This is a genomic window from Heyndrickxia coagulans 36D1, assembly GCF_000169195.2.
Taxonomy (GTDB): Bacteria; Bacillota; Bacilli; order Bacillales; family Bacillaceae_C; genus Weizmannia; species Weizmannia faecalis.
On record NC_016023.1, the window covers coordinates 247756 to 266727 of the forward strand.

The window sequence follows — 18972 nt, forward strand, 5'->3', positions numbered from 1 at the left end:
CAAAAGATTTGCATCTTGTGAAATTTTGAGCTATACTCATTCCCAATCAAGGTCAAAGCAAATCAAAACGCTTTGATTGTTTTTCAATCTCATTAGTCAAAGATAGTCAAAATCAAACCGATCAAAGGAGGAATGTTTGATGTTATGTGACAAATGCCATCAAAACGAAGCGACGATCGGAATGCATATAAATGTGAACGGAAACCAAAAAACATTGAACCTATGCCAGTCCTGCTACCAAAAAGAACGTGCAAAATTCGAAAACAACTGGGGAGGCATGTTTATGAATAACGGATTTGGAAACTTCGGATTCGGAGGATTCAACGACCTCTTTAACCAAATGAATGCCAACGGATTCCAGCCGAACGGCGCGAAACAAACCGTACAAACGCAAACACAAGGCGGTGGCAACGGACTACTTGACCAGTTCGGCCGCAACCTGACCGCCGCTGCACGGGCCGGGCAAATCGACCCTGTCATAGGCCGTGATGAAGAAATCGCCCGCGTCATTGAAATTTTAAACCGGCGCAATAAAAACAACCCGGTGTTAATCGGCGAACCTGGCGTCGGGAAAACCGCCATTGCGGAAGGGCTCGCTTTAAAAATTACCGAAAAACAAGTTCCGGCAAAACTGCGGCATAAAGAAGTTTACTTGCTCGATGTAGCTTCACTTGTTGCAAACACGGGCATCCGTGGTCAATTTGAAGAACGGATGAAAAAATTGATTGCCGAACTCGAACAACGGAAAAACGTACTTCTGTTTATTGACGAAATTCACCTGCTTGTCGGCGCAGGTTCTGCAGAAGGTTCGATGGACGCTGGCAACATTTTGAAACCGGCGCTTGCCCGCGGCGAAATCCAGGTGATCGGCGCGACAACTTTGAAAGAATACCGGCAAATTGAAAAAGATGCCGCACTTGAACGGCGTTTTCAACCGGTACAAGTCAATGAACCGACCCTTGAAGAAACCGTCATGATTTTGCGCGGCTTAAAAGACCGGTATGAAAACTACCATCACGTTGCCTATACCGATGAAGCGCTTGAAGCTTGTGCGAAATTGTCGCACCGCTACATCCAGGACCGCTTCCTGCCGGATAAGGCAATCGACCTGATGGATGAAGCCGGTTCGAAATTGAACCTGACGATTGCGGTTCCGAGCAAAGAAGATATCCAAAAACGGCTTGCTGAAATTGCACAGGAAAAACAAACTGCGCTTGCAACAGAAAACTATGAAAAAGCAGCCGAATTGAAAAAAGAAGAACAAAAACTGAACGAGTTGGCTACTTCCGGCCAAGTTGAAGCCAAACCGGTTGTCGATGTCACGCAAATTCAGGAAATTGTCGAAAAGAAAACGGGTATTCCGGTCGGCAAACTCGAAGCGGATGAAGCGAAAAAACTGCAGCATCTGGAAGAAAACCTTGCTAAAAAGGTGATCGGCCAGGAAGAAGCCGTCCGGAAAGTAGCGAAAGCAATCCGCCGTTCGCGTGCCGGCCTGAAAGCGCAAAGTCGCCCGATCGGTTCGTTCCTGTTCGTCGGCCCGACCGGTGTCGGAAAAACGGAACTGACGAAACGGCTCGCAGAAGAACTGTTTGGCACGAAAGATGCAATGATCCGGCTTGACATGAGCGAATATATGGAAAAACACAGCGTCTCGAAACTGATCGGGGCACCTGCCGGCTATGTCGGTTATGAAGATGCCGGACAACTGACGGAAAAAGTGCGCCACAACCCGTACAGCATTATTTTGCTCGACGAAATTGAAAAAGCGCACCCGGATGTTTTGAACATGTTCCTGCAAATTCTCGATGACGGGCGCTTAACCGATGCCCAAGGGCGGACGGTCAGCTTCAAAGATACCGTCATCATTATGACGAGCAACGCCGGCACCCAATTTAAGCATAAAACAGTCGGATTTGCTAAAAGCGAAGCGATCAAAGAATCGAATATTCTCGATTCGCTCGGCGACTTCTTCAAACCGGAGTTTCTGAACCGTTTCGATAATATTGTCGAATTTAAACCACTTGAAAAAGAACATTTGGTTAAAATTGTTGACCTGATGCTCGGTGAACTGGATGAAACGCTGAACGAACAAGCGATTACACTTGACGTGACAGCAGAAGCGAAAGAAAAAATCGCCGAACTCGGTTATGACCCGGCATTTGGGGCACGCCCGATCCGCCGCGTCATCCAGGAAAAAATCGAAGACCGGATCGCCGACTTTATCCTCGACCATCCGGAAAGCAAAAACTTAAAAGCGGAAGTTCGCGAAGGCGACATTGTCATCGCGGAAAAATAAAGCAAAAACCGGCATGCGGACACAGCCCATGCCGGTTTTATGCATTCCGGCAGATGGACAACACGGGCCGTCTGCCGGATTTTTTTATGCCTGTAAATAGATCGAACGCAGTCCAAACCTGATTGTTGTAATCAATCGGAAGAAGGTCGGGTTCTATTCCCCGGCACAAAACCAGTCCAAACAAAAAGGCGGGAAACATATTCATCCGGAATATTGATCAGGGATTCATCCGCACTCAAAGGAGCAAAATCAAGATGCAAAAGGTTGGAAGCAGTTCCCCTGTTCGTTAAACAATCTGCATGGCTTTATGCGTTTTTCTCGCTTCAGCCAAATTGAGCCGCTGCACTTTTTCATACAATATGAATGACATTTCCCGAATAATCACCATTTCGGATGACCGGGTATTGTACTGCTTCCGATAGGCTTCATACTCATTCATGAGCGAATCCAGCTGCTGACTGCACTGAACCGTTTTCTCATGCGTCAGGCCCAGTTTTTTCCCAAGTTCCATCATTTCCTGGCGTTTTTTCTGAATCCTGTACAGATACTTGTTCTCCTCTAACATGTGCGTGTCCACTTCAAAATTCTCCTTTAGTTCTCTTTTTCTATTGAATGATTGTTATCCCCCGATTATGCTTCAAAAATGTGAGGTGTTACACATGGAAAATGGCGGATGATACTGCCGGTTTTCCGCTTGATGGCATCGTGACAAAAGTTGCGCTGCAAGCCGGAAAGGCGCAAAAGCCCTGCCCCCATCCTGCTTATTTTACCATTACTAAAGTAGTATCGCAGGTCTTGACGGAAATGTAAATACAATCGCAATATTAGACAAAATTTTCACCAAAAATTTTCACATCTCCCGAAAAAACCACCCGTTTTTTACAGCTCTATGTTTTTTTTGGTCATGCAGTGGAAAAATAAAAGAGAAAAAGACATGAAAGAAGTGAAGCAGATGGCTAAAAATTTTCTGCTGGCAAAAGCAGCCGGGTGGTTATTTCGTTCAAAAGCAAAACAGTATTTAAATGACCGGGGAAAAACCGGCGATCTGGTTAACCGTGCGGAGAAAAAAGCGCTCTCCAACAAAATCACGCTCGCCAATATGTGGAGTAAAATCCGCATCCTTTTCCAGCTGATCAGGGCATGGGCAAAAGGCGAATACCGCACTGTTCCGTACCGGACGATTCTCATGATTGTAATCGGCCTTATTTATTTCGTATCTCCCATTGACATCATCCCTGATTTTCTTGCCGGTGCGGGCCTTGTTGACGATACCGCCGTGCTCGCTTTTCTTCTGACGCAAGTGACCCCGGATTTGGAAAAATTTTTGCAATGGAAAAACAAAAGAGAGAAAAGTTGAACTTTAAGGCCGCGCGGGACTTTGAAAAACGATACCCCTTTTAGACAATCGCCCCTTCAAGACGGAGCAGGAATGCTTTTTGATCGATGCGGCTCCCGGCATAGCCTGTTAACGACTTGTCTTTTCCGATCACGCGGTGGCAGGGGATCAGGATCGGAACAGGATTTTTCCGGTTCGCCTGCCCGACGGCCCGCACGGCTTTCGGGTTCCCGACCGCCTCGGCGATGTCTTGATACGAGCACGTTTCTCCATACGGAATTTGTTTCAGCGCTTTCCAAACCGCCATTTGAAAGGGAGTGCCGGAGACAAAAACCGGCACATCAAAATGGGTTCTTTTCTTTGCAAAATACGCTTCCAGTTCACTGGCTGCGTGCAGAAGCAGCGGGTGGCGGGGTTCCGGCATGCCCTCTTCATCTGTTTTGCCGAAAGAAACGGCCGTAATGCCTCTTTCATTCGCCCTTACTGTTAAAGGTCCGATTGGGCTTTCCAGCCAAATAAAAGCCATTTTCATCACCTGCTTCCTGGTGCACGGGAAGAAAGATATGAAAAGTTGTGCCTTCCCGCACTTTGCTTTGAACTTGAATGAAGCCTTTATGCTCCTTTATAATTTTATAACTGATCATCAAACCAAGTCCGGTTCCTCTTTCTTTTGTCGTATAGAACGGCTCGCCCAGCTTTTCTATTTTATCGTCCGGGATACCTTCCCCTTCATCGCGGATGCTCGTATGGACAAGCCCTTTTTCCTTTTCGTAACAAATCGCGATATCTATTTTTCCCCCATCCGGCATGACTTCTATTGCATTCTTAATAATATTGATAAAGACCTGCTTGATCTGGTTGCCTTCGCAATAAACATCCGGAAGTCCCTCGTCAAAGTGGCAGGAAATCTGGATATTGTGCATCAGCGCCTGGGCGTTCAGCAAACCAATTGTATCGCGCATGATTTTTCGGACATCGTGATTTTGGAACTGGATGGCCTGCGGCTTTGCCAGCACCAGAAAGTCGGTAATAATCGCTTCAATCCGCGCCAGTTCTGATGTAATCACATTAAAATATAATGAATGCTCTTCCTCTTTCATGCTGTTTTGCAGCAATTGGATAAAACCTTTTAAAGCCGTCATCGGATTGCGGATTTCGTGGGCAATGCCGGCCGCGAGCTCCCCGACAATATTCAGGGTATCCGATTTGCGAAGCTGCTCCTGCATCGCCCTTCTTTCAGTAATATCCCGGATGACCGTTAAATTCATATTTGACGTCAGGTTCCCTTTTGACGTAATCTCATAATATTTCGTTTCATTGGCTTTTGAAGCAGTAAACAAATAATCTGCCGTCCCGTTCTCTTTTAACTGAAAAAGATGGCGGAGAAAATCTTTTTGCATTTTTTCGTCATTGGTAAGCAATAAATTCTGGATTCTCTTCCCGATCGCATCTTCCCGGCTGCAGTCGAAATAGTTTGCAGCTGCAGGGTTGATATCGACAATTTTCAAATCCCAGTTCCATAAGACCATCCCGTCGATCGATCCTTCGAACACTTTCCGGAACCGTTCCTCGCTGTCCCGCAGCGTCTGTTCCATCTTGTAACGGCTGCTCACGTTGCGAAAAATGGTCATATGGTAATTTTCCGCGCTAATATACCGGGATGTAAACTCGAGATGCTTCAGCTGCCCGTTCGGCATTTTAAACAGCAGTTCTTCGCGGGCCGCCGGGATTTGGTTTAGCCTGTCGAACTTCCGGCAATTCCCACCGTTTTCGACATAAACAAAATCGCTCAGCTTTTTCCCGACAAACTCTTCCATTGTACACTCGAAAATTTTTAAAGCGGCTTCGTTCGCCAACAGGATCTGGCCGTTTTGATCCCAAAATACAATTGCATCCATTGCTTCCAAAAAAAGGGTTCGGTAAAGCTGCTCATGATCTCTTAATACAAGTCCCCTTTTCTTTTGGCTCATAAACTGATCTGTTCCCAAATTTGTTCTCCCCTTCTTCATAAGAAGCATGCCCCTGAATTTATGATATTTCTGTTCACAACAAATGTCTGGAAAAGTCTGCTGCATAAGGGTTTCCAGCTGCTATTTAAGAACATATTCTTTTTGAGAAGATATGTCAAATGAAATTGGCAAGATGGATGATATGGTGATAATTCGTGGTCCAACGGGGGAATTCCTGCTGCCATTTCCGCAAAAAAGGATGGCGGCTGCCATCCTCATTTTTTATTTTTTTTTGCATTTTTTCTTTTTTTGCCGGTTCCGCTTTCAGCCATGATTTCATATATCTTCCCGGCATTGATGTCCCCGAATTCCAGCCCCGCTTCTTCCCGGACATTTTGTTTCCTGCGGTTCATGAACGCCCTTTCCTGCCTTTTTTTGAATTCCGGTTTGCCCCTTTCACCGCTTCTTCCCCGCGGGCAAATTCCGTGGAGAAAGCTGTTTCAGCCAGATTCTCTTTCGGGGTTTTGTTATTTTTCGCGGCTGCATCAAATTCCGCTTTTCGTTTCGCCATGCCGTCCCCTCCATTTCAGGTTGCCTGCATCATTAGCATGCCCGCGCACCACCGCCCTTATGGCTGCAATATCTGTCAAAACCGGCTCAGGGTGCATGCAAATACAACTGTTTCCAAACATAATTCTTTCCTGCAAGCCGATACTATTCATAAAGGCTGAAGCCGCAATACGGGCGGCAGAAAGAGGAGCCAATTTTTTAAAAAAAGGAGAATGATGATGGCGAGAAACAGCAATAAATTGTTGGTACCGGGGATTGAGGCATACATGGACCAAGTAAAGTATGAAATAGCGCAAGAATTTGGCGTGCAGCTCGGATCGGATACCGTATCTCGGGCAAACGGATCGGTAGGCGGAGAAATGACAAAACGGCTCGTGCGCGAGGCCCAGTCCCGCCTTTTGGGGCAAAATCCGGAATAAAAGAAAAACCGGCAAAGCGGGATTCGCCTGCTTTGCCGGTTTTTTTACATCTGTTGCTGCTTTTTACCCGATTTCCCGGCGGATTGCGCCTCTTTATTGCGATTTTTTTTGCGGACGGAGAAAAAATAGCCGCCCGCTGCGATCGCAAGCATCACCGCCCAGAAAATCAGTTTCCACAAAGCAGACTCCGGGAAATGTTCATCAATCAGCCCGACGCCCGGGTGTGAAAGCGTAAAAACGAGCAATTTCACCCCGACCCAGCCGACAATCAGAAAAGCGGCATCTTCAAGGCCCGGATATTTTTCCAGCAGGCGGACAAACCGGTTGGCAGCAAAGCGGATTAGCACCAGTCCGATCACCCCGCCTAAAAACATAACGCTGAACTGTCCGCCGTTAATTCCCCCAATTTGAAACGAGCCGGCCGGGGACAGCGTCACAGCCATGGCCACAGCTGCAAGCATAGAATCAATGGCAAACGCAATGTCGGCGAGTTCCACTTTAAAAACGGTCATCCAGAAAGAAACCGGCTTCGATGCGGCTTCGGCAAGTTTTGGGCCATTTTCCCGGTGCTTTTTTACAAAATGGTGGATCATAATAAAAAACAAGTAAGCGGCCCCGACAGCCTGAATCTGCCATATGTTTGCAAGAAACGAAATGAGAAACAGGGCAGTGAACCGGAATACAAATGCGCCCAGAAGCCCGTAAAAGAGCGCTTTTTTTTGCTGCGCGTGCGGCAGATGTTTGACCATCACCGCCATCACGACCGCATTATCCGCAGCTAAAATTCCTTCCAGTCCGACCAATACGCATAACACCCATGCATATTCGAATAGCATTGATAAATCCATTCCACAAAGTCCTCCTTTGCCGGCACCCGGAACCATTGCCCTTACAGATCAAAAGCGGCATTCCGGTCCAAGACGCGTACCGGCGTGATCAGTGAAGTGCCACTTTTGACAATTTCCTGTAAAGACAAAAAGCAAGACCTTTGCCAGTACAGGCAAAGGTCTTGCTAGACATCCAAATGGTGCCAACAAAGCCGATGACCGCCGAAACGGATCATGTAATGACGACTTTGTTTTAAGTGTGCCATGCACACTTAACGCTACTCCCCTTTGACAATTGTCAAAAGTATTCTGTTATTTTGATTATATGGGATCCATCCATTTCCGTCAACTATTTTTATGCGATTTTCGCGTTAAAATTATGCGGAGCAGCCCGCCGGCCAAAAGTCCAGGGATGGTGCAAAGCATCGGGAAAAAAACAGGCCCGGGCATCTTTTGCCGGACGATAACCGCAGGGGAGAGCATTAATCCGAGCGTTACAAAGTAAGCAGCAAACACAAAAGGCAGATAACTATACGGCTGAAGATTGCCGCGGGCCATTTTATATGCATCCCACATGGCAAAAAAGTATAGACAAGGATAAAACATCAGCCATCCGTAATCGACAATGTTGCCGGCTTCCCTTGTTCTTCCGAGAAAACTGAGCATGATCGCTTCATTAAAACGGCTGTTCACATTAATCAGAAACTCCATAAAAAGAAACATGATGCCCTTCACATAACGGCCCGCCAAAAGCTGGGCAAACCCTGGCAAGGCAATGTTCCAAACAATCGCCTCAAGCGGTGCTAATTTTTTCATGCACATGCCCCTTTAAAGCTGAAGTTGGCTAGTCATAATCCTCCCGTTTTTACGTGTTCTTATCATGCCCCGGAAAAATGCAAAAAACACTGTACGGCAAAGCCGCACAGTGTTTTTTAATTCATCGGATTATACAGTTTAATGTCGGGATGCTTGTCCGTGAACCAGCGCAATGCAAAATCATTTTCAAATAAAAACAACGGTTTTCCGAAACGGTCTTTCACAAGCAGACTGCGCGAACTGGAAAGGGATTCGTCCACCGTATCCCCCTCAACCCAGCGCGGAATTTTGGAACCGATCGATTCCATTACGACATCGGAGTTATACTCATTTTTCATGCGATGTTCGAACACTTCAAACTGCAGCTGCCCGACCGCCCCTAAAATATAATCTTCCGTATGCCATGTGCGGTACAGCTGGATCGCGCCTTCCTGAACGAGCTGGTTGATCCCTTTATGGAAACTTTTTTGTTTCATCACGTTTTTCGCCGATACTTTTACAAACAGTTCCGGTGTAAATTGCGGCAGCTTTTCAAATTGGACCGGCTGTTTCCCGGAGAAGATTGTGTCGCCAATCTGGTATGTGCCGGTATCATACAGGCCGAGAATATCGCCGCTAACCGCTTCTTCAACCGTGCTCCTGTCATCCGCAAGAAACTGGGTTGACTGGGACAGTTTCATTTGTTTTCCGGTTCTTGCAAGCGTGACGGACATGCCGCGTTCAAATTTTCCAGAACAAATACGGATAAACGCAATCCGATCGCGGTGGGCGGGATTCATATTCGCCTGGATTTTGAACACAAAACCCGAAAATTGTTCGCTTAACGGATCCACCACCCCTTCGTCCGTCTTTCTTCCTTGAGGGGGCGGCGCAAATTGAAGATACGTTTCCAGAAATGTCTGCACGCCGAAATTTGTCAGGGCACTGCCGAAAAAGACCGGCGTCAGCGTGCCGTTTGCAATCCGCTTCTCCGAAAATTCATTGCCCGCTTCATCGAGCAGCATGATTTCTTCCAACGCCTGGCCATACAGCGCGTTTTCTTTGATCGGGGCATCCCCTTCCACTTCACCCGCTTCATTTAACGCGAGAAACCGGTCCCCTTCTTCCACGCGGAACTGCTCGATGCGGCGGTGATAACGGTCATAAATGCCGAGAAATTCTTTCCCCATGCCGATCGGCCAGTTCATCGGATACGATTCAATGCCGAGGATTTCCTCCAGTTCAGCCAACAGCTCAAGCGGCGGTCTCCCTTGGCGATCCAATTTATTGATAAACGTAAAAATCGGAATCCCCCGCATCCGGCACACTTTAAACAGTTTAATCGTCTGTGCCTCAATCCCTTTTGCAGCATCAATGATCATAACGGCGCTGTCGACGGCCATCAGTGTCCGGTATGTGTCTTCACTGAAATCCTGGTGGCCAGGCGTATCCAAAATATTGATCCGTTTTCCCGCATATTCAAACTGCATAACGGAAGAAGTAACGGAAATGCCCCGCTGCTTCTCGATTTCCATCCAGTCGGAAGTCGCAAATTTCCCGGTTTTTTTACCTTTGACCGTCCCGGCAGCGCGGATGGCCCCGCCAAACAGAAGCAGCTTCTCTGTCAATGTTGTTTTCCCGGCGTCCGGGTGGGAAATAATCGCAAAAGTCCTTCTTGATAACACTTCATCTTTAAATCCTGCCATATGTCAGTTCCTTTCAATCATTGTAGAGTAGGTTTATTTTTGCATCGTTTTTTTACATCGGCCCTCACCTTTCTAATGAACAGTTAAACAATGCACAAATCATCCGGCCATTGGAGACTGTACATAAGCATACAACAGTTTTTCCTTATTCTCAATGGAAGAAATCTGCCGGAAACGGCCGGGTTCTTCTTGCCTTCATGGATTGCCGGATGCCTTCAGGCGCGCATCAAAAACTGCCGGATGCATTCTGCTCCCCGTCCGGCCCCGCCCAAGGCAGTACCACGGTGAAAACAGTGCCTTCCCCGGGTTTGCTATCAATGGAAATGTCTCCGTTATGCTCTCTTACAATCTGGTAACAAACCATTAAACCAAGCCCGTTGCCGCGCTCTTTTGTCGTATAAAAAGGCTGGCCGATTTTTTCCAATTTTTCCGGTGGGATCCCGATTCCCTCATCCCGGATCGCAACGGCTGCACGTTCCTCGGCCACCGAAAGTTCAACGGTCAGCGTTCCCCCTTCTTCCATCGCCTCCAGGCCGTTTTTGATTAAATTCACAAATACCTGCTTCATTTTTGAATCGTCACAAGAAATAAAAATGGGCTGCGATGGAAAAACCGTTTCAATTTGGATGTTTTTTCCGTACGATTGCGTTTCCATTAAAACAAGCACTTCATCAAGCAATGTTTGCAAGCAGCAAACTTTCATATCCGATGCTTTCGGCCTGCCGAGAAAAAGCAGCTCGCTTGAAATCATTTCAATCCGTTCAATTTCATTTTGCATAATATCGAGGTAATTGCCTGTATCAATTACACCAGCCTGCATCAGCTGCAAAAAGCCTTTAATTGACGTGAGCGGATTCCGGATTTCATGTGCAATGCCTGCAGCAAGTTGTCCGACCATGGACAGTTGTTCAGATGAAACAAGATAATCGTATAATTCCTTGACAACCGTCATATCCTTCGTCAGCAAATGGATATGAGGCTTTTCGCCATACTTTAAATCTTTAAAGATGGCATAAGTCGACTCCACCCATTTGTAATCTCCGTTTTTCGATTTCATCCTGTACATGAAAAGACCCATTTCTTCTTTCTCTCCATTTAGAATGCCTACCCATTTGTTGCGGTCATCGTGGTGCATCAAAGCAGAAAAAGGCCTTCCTACCCAGTCGCCGGCATCAAAACCCGTTACAGTCTGCATATCAGAGGAAATGCTTTTTAAAATACCGTCCATTCCGACAACAGCAGAAAAAAGATGAAAGCGGAGCGGGAGATCCATAAATTCATAATGTATTTTTCCGACACCCATATTTTTGCACCTGCCTATCTTTCTATCAATCCGTATTTCAAGCTTTTTTGAAATGAACTTTCATGCTCAATATATGTCTGATGAAGACCGGGCATTCCTGTGATTATGTATATATATTTCAACTATATATCTTTTTCAACAAAAATATCCATTTATTTATAAAATTTTATGTCGAATCCTCACTGTTTATCAACCGTTTCGACATGTGATACAATGAACGTATCAAGATAAAATGAGAAAAGGAAGCGATGCTATGCGTTTTGCAACCGTTGGAACAAGCTGGATTACCTCTGCTTTTATTGAAGCAGCAAAATTATCCGGAAAATTAACCCTTGAAGCCGTTTACTCACGCAAAAAAGAAAGCGCTGAACAAATGGCGGAAAAACATGGCGCACCGAATATGTTTACGGATCTTGAAGAAATGGCAAAAAACGAGAACATTGATGCTATTTATATCGCGTCACCAAATGCGCTCCATTTTGAACAAGTGCTCGTTTTTCTGAAAAACAAAAAACATGTCATTTGCGAAAAACCGATTTTTTCGAATACGGAAGAATTTAAGGAAGCTTTTCGTGTTGCCGATCAGAACGGTGTATTTTTATTTGAGGCAATCCGGAATATCCATTATCCGAATACTGCCCTTTTAAAAGAAAAATTAAAGGATGTTGGCCAAATCAGAACCGGAATTTTCCAATATGTACAATACTCTTCCCGCTACGATAAATTCCTTGCCGGTGAAGAGCCAAACGTATTCTCGCGGAACTTCTCCGGTGGGGCATTAATGGATCTTGGCGTCTATCCGCTTTCGCTTGCGGTCTGGTTATTCGGCGCACCGAAAGACAGCCGGTACTTCCCGGTCCTTTTGCGGAACGGCATTGACGGGGCTGGCACCCTTGTCCTGCAATACGAAGGGTTCAATATTACCGTGATCTGCTCAAAAATTTCCCATTCTTATATTCCGAGCGAAATCCACGGCGAAAAAGGCAGCATTATTATTGAAGGCATCTCAGAATTGGAAAAGATGAAGTTTGCCGATGTGCGGACAAAGGAGCCGGTCCTCTTCTCGCGGAAGCAGGAAGCGCAAAATATGATGTATGAAATCAATGATTTTGCCGATATCATCGCGCAAAATGACAGAAAAACGTATGAAACCTTGCGCCAGTCCAGTTATGAAGTCCTTTCGGTTATTGAAAAATCGCGGAAACAAAACGGGATTGTCTTTAAAACCGACAGAAACTAAAAACCGTTCCAGGAAAAAATCTGATTCTGGATCGTACCGTGCCGTTTAAGCGCAAAAACCGGGCAACAGGCCGCGCGAAATTTTGAAAACAGACGGCAGGGGCAAGAAGCGAATCTCCTTGTCCCTGCCTTTGCGTTTTTAAAACCGGAGAAAACCGGGACGGCCGGGGGATGCCTATTCAGAAGCGTACCGTGTAGAAAGCGAGGGCAAGCGGAGCTTCTTTGCCCTACCTTTGCGTTTTAAAACCAGCGAAAGGTGAAACGGCTGGGGGGCGTATTGTTATTAAACCAGATAGAGACGGACAAATTATCAACATTCCCACCTTGTTTATAATTATTATAATTTAATATTGACTTTTAAATGATATATATTATAATAAAAATATAGCAAGACCAAAACCCGGGGAGGAATGAAAATGTATATTGAAACAGCGTTAAACGTACAAGTTGCAAACTGGAGCGTCCTATACACAAAATTGCACCACTACCACTGGTATGTGAAAGGCCCGCTGTTCTTCACGCTGCACGTAAAATTTGAAGAACTGTACAACGAAGCTGCCACGGTGGTCGATGATTTTGCAGAACGCATCCTTGCGATCGGCGGAAAACCGGCTGCTTCTTTCAAAGAATACCTCGAACTTGCAACCATTGAAGAAGCAAAATCCGGCTTAACCGCTGAACAAATGGTGGAATCTCTTGTAAAAGACTACAAACAGATCGCCGTCGAACTGAAAAAATTGATCGCACTTGCCGAAGACAATCAGGATTATGGCACGGCTGACATGGCGACAACGCTCGTGGAAAACGTTGAAAAAACCATCTGGATGCTGAGCGCGCTGCTCGCTGTACCGGTTACGCAATAAACTGCCAAAACGGCCCCGTTCTAAAAGAATGGAGCCGTTTTTTTCATGCTGCAAAACAGGCGCCACTTTTTTACGCTTTGATTCATCAACAGTCCGATTTGACCCCGGCTCAACCTTTAAGGTTATAAAACCAAGATTAGGAAAGTGCAAAAACCCACTGAATAATCCTTTCATAGTCCTTGCCAAATCTTGGAATTTTGGTTATTTTAGCAAGCCCTATGTGAAGGAAGCGTGGAAAAACGAAAGTCTTCCTTCGCATAGAGGGCGTCTACGTTAAGAAAGCGTGGAAAAATGAAGGTCTTCCTTCACATAGAGTGCATCTACGTTAAGAAAGCGCGGAAAATTGAAGGTCTTCCTTCACATAGAGCTCGTCTACGTTAAGAAAGCGCGCAAAATTGACGGCCTTCCTTCACATAGAGTACGTCTACGTTAAGGAAGCGCGCAAAATTGACGGCCTTCCTTCACATAGAGCTCGTCTACGTTAAGAAAGCGCGCAAAAACGATGGCCTTTCTTCACATAGAGCCCGTCTACGTTAAGGAAGCGTGGAAAAATGAAGGTCTTCCTTCACATAGAGTGCGTCTATGTTAAGGAAGCGTGGAAAAATGAAGGTCTTCCTTCACATAGAGTGCGTCTATGTTAAGGAAGCGTGGAAAAATGAAGACCTTCCTTCACATAGAGCCCGTCTACGTTAAGAAAGCAAGCAAAAACGATGACCTTCCTTCACATAGAGCGCGTCTACGTTAAGAAAGCAAGCAAAAACGATGACCTTCCTTCACATAGAGCGCGTTTCAAGTGCAAGCTTTTCCCTGCATTTTTTATAAAACCCTTGCATTACATTTATGCCAAAGCTGTCAGCATCCTTGCCAAATCCAGGAATTTTGCTTATTTAGCAAACCCTAATTAGACATTTTCAAAATGGTTGTCGCCTCTTTTTTCCTTTTGCCCCCCAAAAGGACATTCCATACCGCGTACCATGCCATTTTACATCGCACATGCCACTTCTCACGCTGCATATCAGAAGCATTCAGCGGGCGAAACTCAGGCACACCTCTTTAAGATGGAGCCACAAATACCGGCAGCGTGACAAGGCCTGCGGTTCCGGATAAAATGGAAGAAGTACAATGCGAAAGAAGGATTTTCCATCATGCATGTTTCCATCTTGATTACGATGTTTTTAACAGGACTTATTTTAGGCTTTATCGGGGCAGGCGGCGCGGGCTTTATCATTTCCCTGCTGACGATTTTATTCGGGGTTTCGATCCATACCGCGCTTGCGACTGCTTTAACAGCCATGATCTTTTCTTCATTTTCCGGGGCGGTAAGCCATTACCGGGAAGGCAATGTCTCCATTAAAGCAGGCATTACAACCGGCATCATAGGCGCTGCCGGAGCCTGGGCCGGATCCCATGTCTCCGCGCATATTGCGAGCGGCGAACTAAAATGGCTCACAGCCGGCATGCTCATGTTTTCAGCCTTTCTGCTCTGGCTCAGAATGTTTTTGCTGCAAAAGCAATCCATCCAGGCAAAAACCCTTCCGTTCGGGCCCCGTTTTGTGACCCGCTCGCTGTTGCTCGGCATCGTAACCGGCGCGCTCTCAGGGATGTTCGGGATCGGCTCGACACCATTTATCCAGCTTGGCTTAATGATCCTTCTCGGCTTATCCGTCCGCCAGGCTGCCGGCACAACCATGATGGTCATTATCCCAATTGCAATAGGCGGCGGACTCGCCAGCTTCCAGCAAGGGACACTCGATCTTGGGCTCCTTGTGGAAGTCGTCATCGGCACAATGTCCGGCGCATACATCGGTGCCAAATTTACAAACCGCGCCCCCGTCTCGCTGCTAAAGTCTTCGATGATTGCCGTTCCAATTGTCGCAAGCTTGCTGCTGATTTTATGAAAAAGGGGCTGTCCCAAAAGTCGTTAGACGGCTGATGGGAGCCCCTTATTTTTGTAAGGACGATACAGTTGGTTGGTTGATCGTGAAATTCAGTCACTATTTCCAAAAGTATTTCATGATTTCACGATCTTCATTGCATGAGCTAAAATGGGACAGCCCCTTCCCGCTTTAAAATCGCGGGAAAAAGGGGCTGGTTCAGGCCGCAAACAATGTGCTGGCATGAAAAAATGAGCCTTTCATCACGGGGTTTTCTTTCCCCCGCTCGGTTAAACGGCTGCAGCCGGAGCCAGTTCGATTGCCGGCCCAAAAAATTCATAGCGGATATTTTCTTTGGCCACGCCAAGCTCAGTTAAAATTTGCACCGTATTTTTCAAAAATGGGACCGGACCGCAAATATAACAAACCGTTTGCGCAGTTACCACCTTTCCCAAAAATGCTTTGGAAAGATGGCCTGTGAAATCGCAGCCGCTGTTTTCATAAAGGGGATGCCCGTACCCGAAATAATAATGCCCGTTTTCAAGCTTTTCAATATGGTGTTTTGCTTCCGCTTTAAAAGCATGGAAATCTTCATTGCGGGCAGCATGAATAAAATGGATTTCGCGTTTAGAGCCGGCATCCGCTAAAGCTTCCAGCATGCTCATCAGCGGCGTCAGGCCGACCCCGCCGCTGATCAGGGCAACCGGTGCTGGTTCATCGGCAAGTGTGAAGGCGCCGGCCGGTGCGCTGATCTCAAGCTCATCCCCCGTTTTGACATGATCATGTAAATACGTTGACACCTTTCCATTTGGTTCATGATCCGCTTCCCGTTTCACCGAAATCCGGAAGTACTCATGTCCCGGCCCGCATGAAAGGCTGTACTGGCGGTTAAACAAGTATGTCTCACCCGGAATTTTTACTCTCAGCGTGAGATATTGTCCCGGAAGATAGGACGGCACCGGGCCCCCGTCCGCCGGTTTTAAATAAAAGGACGTAATGGCATTGCTTTCTTTTACTTTTTTTACAACTGTGAACGGTTTAAAGCCTTCCCATCCTCCTCTTTTGGTTTCCGCTTCCCGGTACATTTTTTTCTCGACTTCGATGAAAACGTCGGCAATGGATCCGTATGCTTCAGCCCAAGCCTGCAAAACCTCTTCCGTGGCCGCATCTCCTAATACTTCTTTAATGGCTTTCAGCAGAAATTCCCCGACAATCGGATAATGCTCCGGTTGAATGCCCAGGCCGCGGTGTTTGTGTGCAATTTGTTCCACAACCGGCAAGATCGTTTCCAAATGGTCAATATAAGAAGCAGCCGCTAATACAGCATTGGCAAGTGCTGTTTGCTGCCTTCCCTGTGACTGATTCGTTTGATTAAAAATATTCAGCAGCTCGGGGTGTGCGGCAAACATCGTTTTATAGAAGTATGTAGTAATGTCCGTCCCCTGTGTTTTTAATACGGGCACAGTTGATTTTACGATCTCAATGGTTTTCTGCGATAACATGATTTTCACTCTCCAAATAGTAGTATTTAAAATATATCTTTAAGATAGTGCTTCTTCGTTTTTAAAGCAATATTTTAAATATATCTTTAATAATGTTGTCACATTTTCCGGAAAGGAAAAAAATGAACGCCATTTTCGGCGGGAACAGGTATAATGGGATTGGCAGGTGATATCAATGCGTTTAACCCATTACTCTGATTATGCTTTGCGCGAATTAATCTATCTCGCTTCATTGGAAGAAGGAAAATTAGCCAGCATCAAAGAAATCGCGGATGCCTACAACATCTCAAAAAATCATTTAATGAAAATCACATACGAGTTAAGCCAGCTCGGGCTGGTGAAAACAGTGCGCGGAAGGGGAGGCGGCATATGCCTGAACAAACATCCTCGCGAAATTAATGTTGGAAAACTGATCCGCATAACAGAAGATGATTTTAAATTGGTGGAATGTATGGAAGATGGGGCCTCTGCCTGTATCATCTCCCCCGTTTGCGGATTAAAGCATGTTTTAAACGAAGCCCTCGTCGCTTATCTCCGCGTGCTCGACAAATATACACTGGAAGATTTAGTAAAAGATCCCTTATCCTATAGGCAGCTGCTTGTAAAATAAAACTAAGTGGTGCAGCGTCATTTCCGATAAAAATAGTGGTAGAAGTAAAGAAAAAATAAGGTGAACAAAATAAACATAGACATTAAAAAAGTCACATATGGAAATAAATCTGTACTTGAACATTCAGTGCAATTCTATTTTATGATTTAAGTGAGTATACAAAATTTGATATCAATAAGGAAGGCTATTTACTCATCATTTTTTAAATTAAATTTATTTTAAACAAATCATTTATTCGACCAATTATGACAACATTTTTTAAATTTAATGTTATAATGCGAGTATTAAGTGAACAAGCATTAAAGGAGAAAGCTCTATTCCTCTTCTTTTTTCTTATTAAAGGAGAGAAATCATGACTCGTAAGGTACCGAATGTTTTCAGTGCATTATCCAATCGTTCTTTTTCTTTTCTCTGGATCGGTCAAAGTTTTTCAATGTTTGCCTTTTCCATTAATACGACCTGCCTCCCATTTCTTGTCTTTCATGTTGGAGGAGGCGCAGCGGAACTGAGTATTGCCCAGACATTTTTTATTGTTCCGCAACTCGTCTTTTTATTTATCAGCGGCATTTATGTCGATAGAATTCCGAAAAAAACCATATTAAGCAGTGTTGATTTTTTAAGAGGGATCGCAGCAGCAACTATAGCCGGATTATTGCTGACCCATCAGGCATCCACTTTCTATGTCTATGTCCTGACAGCACTTCTTGGCACCTTTAGTTCATTTTACCGGCCGGCTGTTCGCAGCATGCTGTCATGGATCGTCGATGATAAGTACCGGTTGTCGGCAAATTCGCTTAGAAGTATTTCCCAGCAATTGAGCAAAATAATCGGACCAGTTGTCGGCAGTTTCCTTGTCGTATCTGTAAGCTTATTTTCAGCTTATACGATAAATGCTATACTCTTTGCTCTATCTGCCTTACTAGTATATTTTGTTAGACCTCAAAAACGTGAATATCGTAACGGGGAAACCAGTAGGAAGAAGGGAAACTTCCTAGTGGATTTGTTCGCAGGATGGTCCACGCTTATAGAAGTACCTTGGCTGGGCACTACGATACTGCTTGGGTCTTTGGCGAATATGGGAATCGCCGGTTTCGACGTTATTCTATTACCGATTTATGCAAAATCCGTTCACGGCATCGAAGCATTCGGATGGTTTTTGACCAGTATGGCCGTTGGTTCGCTTCTTTGCGCACTGGTCATCGGACGGATCGACCGTTTAGCGAAAAGAGGAATACTTTATTATTCTTTTATGGCAGCCTCAGGTCTCTTTGTCATTAGTTTAGCAATGACGCCTCCTTTCTGGCTGATTCTTGTCATCTTAGCAGCATTTGGGTTTTGTTTGTCTGCCTTTATCATCATATGGGAAAGCGCAACACAGGAATTGATTGACAAAAAGCTTTTGGGGCGTATTACGAGTATTGAAATGTTTTTCGGCCTCTTACTATTACCAGTTAGTTACAGTCTCTTCGGCTGGTTAGTGGACAAGGTGGTTAACCTTTCACTGACAATAGTGATTGCAGGCATAACAATCTTCCTTTTTTCGATTCTCGGCCTATTCAATCGGAAAATACGAACACTAAATTAAGGGTTGCTGAATAAGCAAAAGGTTTGGCAAGGATGCTGACAGCTTTGGTAAAAATTGAATGCAAGTATGTTATAAAAATGCAGGAAAAAACTTGCACT

General features: G+C 45.4%; 19 protein-coding genes and 1 riboswitch. Of the genes, 9 read left to right on the top strand and 10 right to left on the bottom strand.

The window, feature by feature from the left end; translation table 11 throughout:
• Positions 1-139: 139 nt before the first annotated feature.
• Positions 140-2296 (top strand): ATP-dependent Clp protease ATP-binding subunit, encoded by a 2157-nt coding sequence (locus BCOA_RS18440; RefSeq protein ID WP_014095634.1) that lies wholly within the window; start codon positions 140-142, stop codon positions 2294-2296.
• 286 nt (positions 2297-2582) lie between these two features.
• Here BCOA_RS18440 and BCOA_RS18445 read toward each other — a convergent pair whose 3' ends face one another.
• The gene (locus tag BCOA_RS18445) at positions 2583-2873 is read right to left on the bottom strand and encodes an aspartyl-phosphate phosphatase Spo0E family protein (RefSeq protein WP_014095635.1); all 291 of its coding nucleotides are present in this window, start codon (positions 2871-2873) and stop codon (positions 2583-2585) included.
• A gap of 89 nt (positions 2874-2962) precedes the next feature.
• On the opposite strand from BCOA_RS18445, the gene BCOA_RS35205 reads away from it, so the two are divergent.
• Together BCOA_RS35205 and BCOA_RS18450 are read left to right on the top strand one after the other, a co-directional pair.
• Positions 2963-3106 carry a hypothetical protein gene (locus BCOA_RS35205; protein ID WP_187287755.1) on the top strand — a complete coding sequence of 48 codons (144 nt, stop codon included), beginning with the start codon at positions 2963-2965 and terminating at the stop codon, positions 3104-3106.
• 142 nt (positions 3107-3248) lie between these two features.
• The gene (locus tag BCOA_RS18450; protein ID WP_230951775.1) at positions 3249-3653 is read left to right on the top strand and encodes a YkvA family protein; all 405 of its coding nucleotides are present in this window, start codon (positions 3249-3251) and stop codon (positions 3651-3653) included.
• Between the two features lie 40 nt (positions 3654-3693).
• Here BCOA_RS18450 and BCOA_RS18455 read toward each other — a convergent pair whose 3' ends face one another.
• The 4 genes from BCOA_RS18455 to BCOA_RS35215 all read right to left on the bottom strand — a co-directional run bounded on the left by BCOA_RS18455 (position 3694) and on the right by BCOA_RS35215 (position 6152).
• The gene (locus tag BCOA_RS18455) at positions 3694-4164 is read right to left on the bottom strand and encodes a methylated-DNA--[protein]-cysteine S-methyltransferase (RefSeq protein ID WP_026683817.1); all 471 of its coding nucleotides are present in this window, start codon (positions 4162-4164) and stop codon (positions 3694-3696) included.
• Positions 4103-5620 (bottom strand): PAS domain-containing sensor histidine kinase, encoded by a 1518-nt coding sequence (locus BCOA_RS18460; RefSeq protein ID WP_014095638.1) that lies wholly within the window; start codon positions 5618-5620, stop codon positions 4103-4105. The genes BCOA_RS18455 and BCOA_RS18460 overlap by 62 nt, the downstream gene beginning before the upstream one ends.
• Positions 5621-5856: 236 nt before the next feature.
• Positions 5857-5994, bottom strand: a complete 138-nt coding sequence (locus BCOA_RS35210; RefSeq protein WP_014095639.1) for a hypothetical protein — start codon at positions 5992-5994, stop codon at positions 5857-5859.
• Positions 5991-6152 (bottom strand): hypothetical protein, encoded by a 162-nt coding sequence (locus BCOA_RS35215; RefSeq protein ID WP_014095640.1) that lies wholly within the window; start codon positions 6150-6152, stop codon positions 5991-5993. The genes BCOA_RS35210 and BCOA_RS35215 overlap by 4 nt, the downstream gene beginning before the upstream one ends.
• Positions 6153-6369: 217 nt before the next feature.
• Between BCOA_RS35215 and BCOA_RS18470 the strand changes: the two genes are divergently transcribed.
• Positions 6370-6570, top strand: coding sequence for an alpha/beta-type small acid-soluble spore protein (locus BCOA_RS18470; RefSeq protein ID WP_014095641.1), 201 nt, complete (start codon positions 6370-6372; stop codon positions 6568-6570).
• A gap of 44 nt (positions 6571-6614) precedes the next feature.
• On the opposite strand, the gene BCOA_RS18475 is transcribed toward BCOA_RS18470, so the two are convergent.
• The 4 genes from BCOA_RS18475 to BCOA_RS18490 all read right to left on the bottom strand — a co-directional run bounded on the left by BCOA_RS18475 (position 6615) and on the right by BCOA_RS18490 (position 11201).
• Positions 6615-7418 (bottom strand): TerC family protein, encoded by an 804-nt coding sequence (locus BCOA_RS18475; protein WP_014095642.1) that lies wholly within the window; start codon positions 7416-7418, stop codon positions 6615-6617.
• A gap of 108 nt (positions 7419-7526) precedes the next feature.
• Positions 7527-7696, bottom strand: a riboswitch (yybP-ykoY riboswitch).
• A 46-nt stretch (positions 7697-7742) separates the two neighbouring features.
• Positions 7743-8213: a hypothetical protein gene (locus BCOA_RS18480; protein WP_014095643.1), complete on the bottom strand. Its 471-nt coding sequence runs from the start codon at positions 8211-8213 to the stop codon at positions 7743-7745.
• A 116-nt stretch (positions 8214-8329) separates the two neighbouring features.
• Complete coding sequence (locus tag BCOA_RS18485) at positions 8330-9898, bottom strand: peptide chain release factor 3 (protein ID WP_014095644.1); 1569 nt, start codon at positions 9896-9898, stop codon at positions 8330-8332.
• Positions 9899-10124: 226 nt separating this feature from the next.
• Complete coding sequence (locus BCOA_RS18490; RefSeq protein WP_014095645.1) at positions 10125-11201, bottom strand: ATP-binding protein; 1077 nt, start codon at positions 11199-11201, stop codon at positions 10125-10127.
• A gap of 253 nt (positions 11202-11454) precedes the next feature.
• Between BCOA_RS18490 and BCOA_RS18495 the strand changes: the two genes are divergently transcribed.
• The 3 genes from BCOA_RS18495 to BCOA_RS18505 all read left to right on the top strand — a co-directional run bounded on the left by BCOA_RS18495 (position 11455) and on the right by BCOA_RS18505 (position 15201).
• The gene (locus BCOA_RS18495) at positions 11455-12441 is read left to right on the top strand and encodes a Gfo/Idh/MocA family protein (protein ID WP_014095646.1); all 987 of its coding nucleotides are present in this window, start codon (positions 11455-11457) and stop codon (positions 12439-12441) included.
• Positions 12442-12856: 415 nt separating this feature from the next.
• Positions 12857-13303, top strand: coding sequence for a Dps family protein (locus BCOA_RS18500; RefSeq protein ID WP_014095647.1), 447 nt, complete (start codon positions 12857-12859; stop codon positions 13301-13303).
• Between the two features lie 1145 nt (positions 13304-14448).
• Positions 14449-15201, top strand: coding sequence for a sulfite exporter TauE/SafE family protein (locus tag BCOA_RS18505; protein WP_014095648.1), 753 nt, complete (start codon positions 14449-14451; stop codon positions 15199-15201).
• A gap of 266 nt (positions 15202-15467) precedes the next feature.
• On the opposite strand, the gene hmpA is transcribed toward BCOA_RS18505, so the two are convergent.
• Entirely contained in the window at positions 15468-16679 is a 1212-nt protein-coding gene (gene hmpA / locus BCOA_RS18510) for an NO-inducible flavohemoprotein (RefSeq protein WP_014095649.1), read from the bottom strand.
• Between the two features lie 175 nt (positions 16680-16854).
• Here hmpA and BCOA_RS18515 point away from each other — a divergent pair, with 175 nt between their 5' ends.
• Together BCOA_RS18515 and BCOA_RS18520 are read left to right on the top strand one after the other, a co-directional pair.
• On the top strand, positions 16855-17289 hold the full coding sequence (locus BCOA_RS18515) for an Rrf2 family transcriptional regulator (RefSeq protein WP_014095650.1): 435 nt from the start codon (positions 16855-16857) through the stop codon (positions 17287-17289).
• Positions 17290-17641: 352 nt separating this feature from the next.
• A complete protein-coding gene (locus tag BCOA_RS18520; RefSeq protein WP_014095651.1) occupies positions 17642-18874 on the top strand; it encodes an MFS transporter in 1233 nt (410 codons plus the stop codon).
• The last annotated feature ends 98 nt before the right edge of the window (positions 18875-18972 follow it).

Excerpts from the sequence above, each read along its gene's own strand:
- BCOA_RS18490 (WP_014095645.1), bottom strand. The coding sequence starts at position 11,201 with ATGGGTGTCGGAAAAATACATTATGAATTTATGGATCTCCCGCTCCGC.
- BCOA_RS18500 (WP_014095647.1), top strand. The coding sequence starts at position 12,857 with ATGTATATTGAAACAGCGTTAAACGTACAAGTTGCAAACTGGAGCGTC.
- BCOA_RS18475 (WP_014095642.1), bottom strand. The coding sequence starts at position 7,418 with ATGGATTTATCAATGCTATTCGAATATGCATGGGTGTTATGCGTATTG.
- BCOA_RS18485 (WP_014095644.1), bottom strand. The coding sequence starts at position 9,898 with ATGGCAGGATTTAAAGATGAAGTGTTATCAAGAAGGACTTTTGCGATT.
- hmpA (WP_014095649.1), bottom strand. The coding sequence starts at position 16,679 with ATGTTATCGCAGAAAACCATTGAGATCGTAAAATCAACTGTGCCCGTA.
- BCOA_RS35205 (WP_187287755.1), top strand. The coding sequence starts at position 2,963 with ATGGCGGATGATACTGCCGGTTTTCCGCTTGATGGCATCGTGACAAAA.
- BCOA_RS35210 (WP_014095639.1), bottom strand. The coding sequence starts at position 5,994 with ATGAACCGCAGGAAACAAAATGTCCGGGAAGAAGCGGGGCTGGAATTC.
- BCOA_RS18495 (WP_014095646.1), top strand. The coding sequence starts at position 11,455 with ATGCGTTTTGCAACCGTTGGAACAAGCTGGATTACCTCTGCTTTTATT.
- BCOA_RS18450 (WP_230951775.1), top strand. The coding sequence starts at position 3,249 with ATGGCTAAAAATTTTCTGCTGGCAAAAGCAGCCGGGTGGTTATTTCGT.
- BCOA_RS18505 (WP_014095648.1), top strand. The coding sequence starts at position 14,449 with ATGCATGTTTCCATCTTGATTACGATGTTTTTAACAGGACTTATTTTA.
- BCOA_RS18480 (WP_014095643.1), bottom strand. The coding sequence starts at position 8,213 with ATGAAAAAATTAGCACCGCTTGAGGCGATTGTTTGGAACATTGCCTTG.
- BCOA_RS18440 (WP_014095634.1), top strand. The coding sequence starts at position 140 with ATGTTATGTGACAAATGCCATCAAAACGAAGCGACGATCGGAATGCAT.
- BCOA_RS35215 (WP_014095640.1), bottom strand. The coding sequence starts at position 6,152 with ATGGCGAAACGAAAAGCGGAATTTGATGCAGCCGCGAAAAATAACAAA.
- BCOA_RS18515 (WP_014095650.1), top strand. The coding sequence starts at position 16,855 with ATGCGTTTAACCCATTACTCTGATTATGCTTTGCGCGAATTAATCTAT.
- BCOA_RS18455 (WP_026683817.1), bottom strand. The coding sequence starts at position 4,164 with ATGAAAATGGCTTTTATTTGGCTGGAAAGCCCAATCGGACCTTTAACA.
- BCOA_RS18520 (WP_014095651.1), top strand. The coding sequence starts at position 17,642 with ATGACTCGTAAGGTACCGAATGTTTTCAGTGCATTATCCAATCGTTCT.
- BCOA_RS18470 (WP_014095641.1), top strand. The coding sequence starts at position 6,370 with ATGGCGAGAAACAGCAATAAATTGTTGGTACCGGGGATTGAGGCATAC.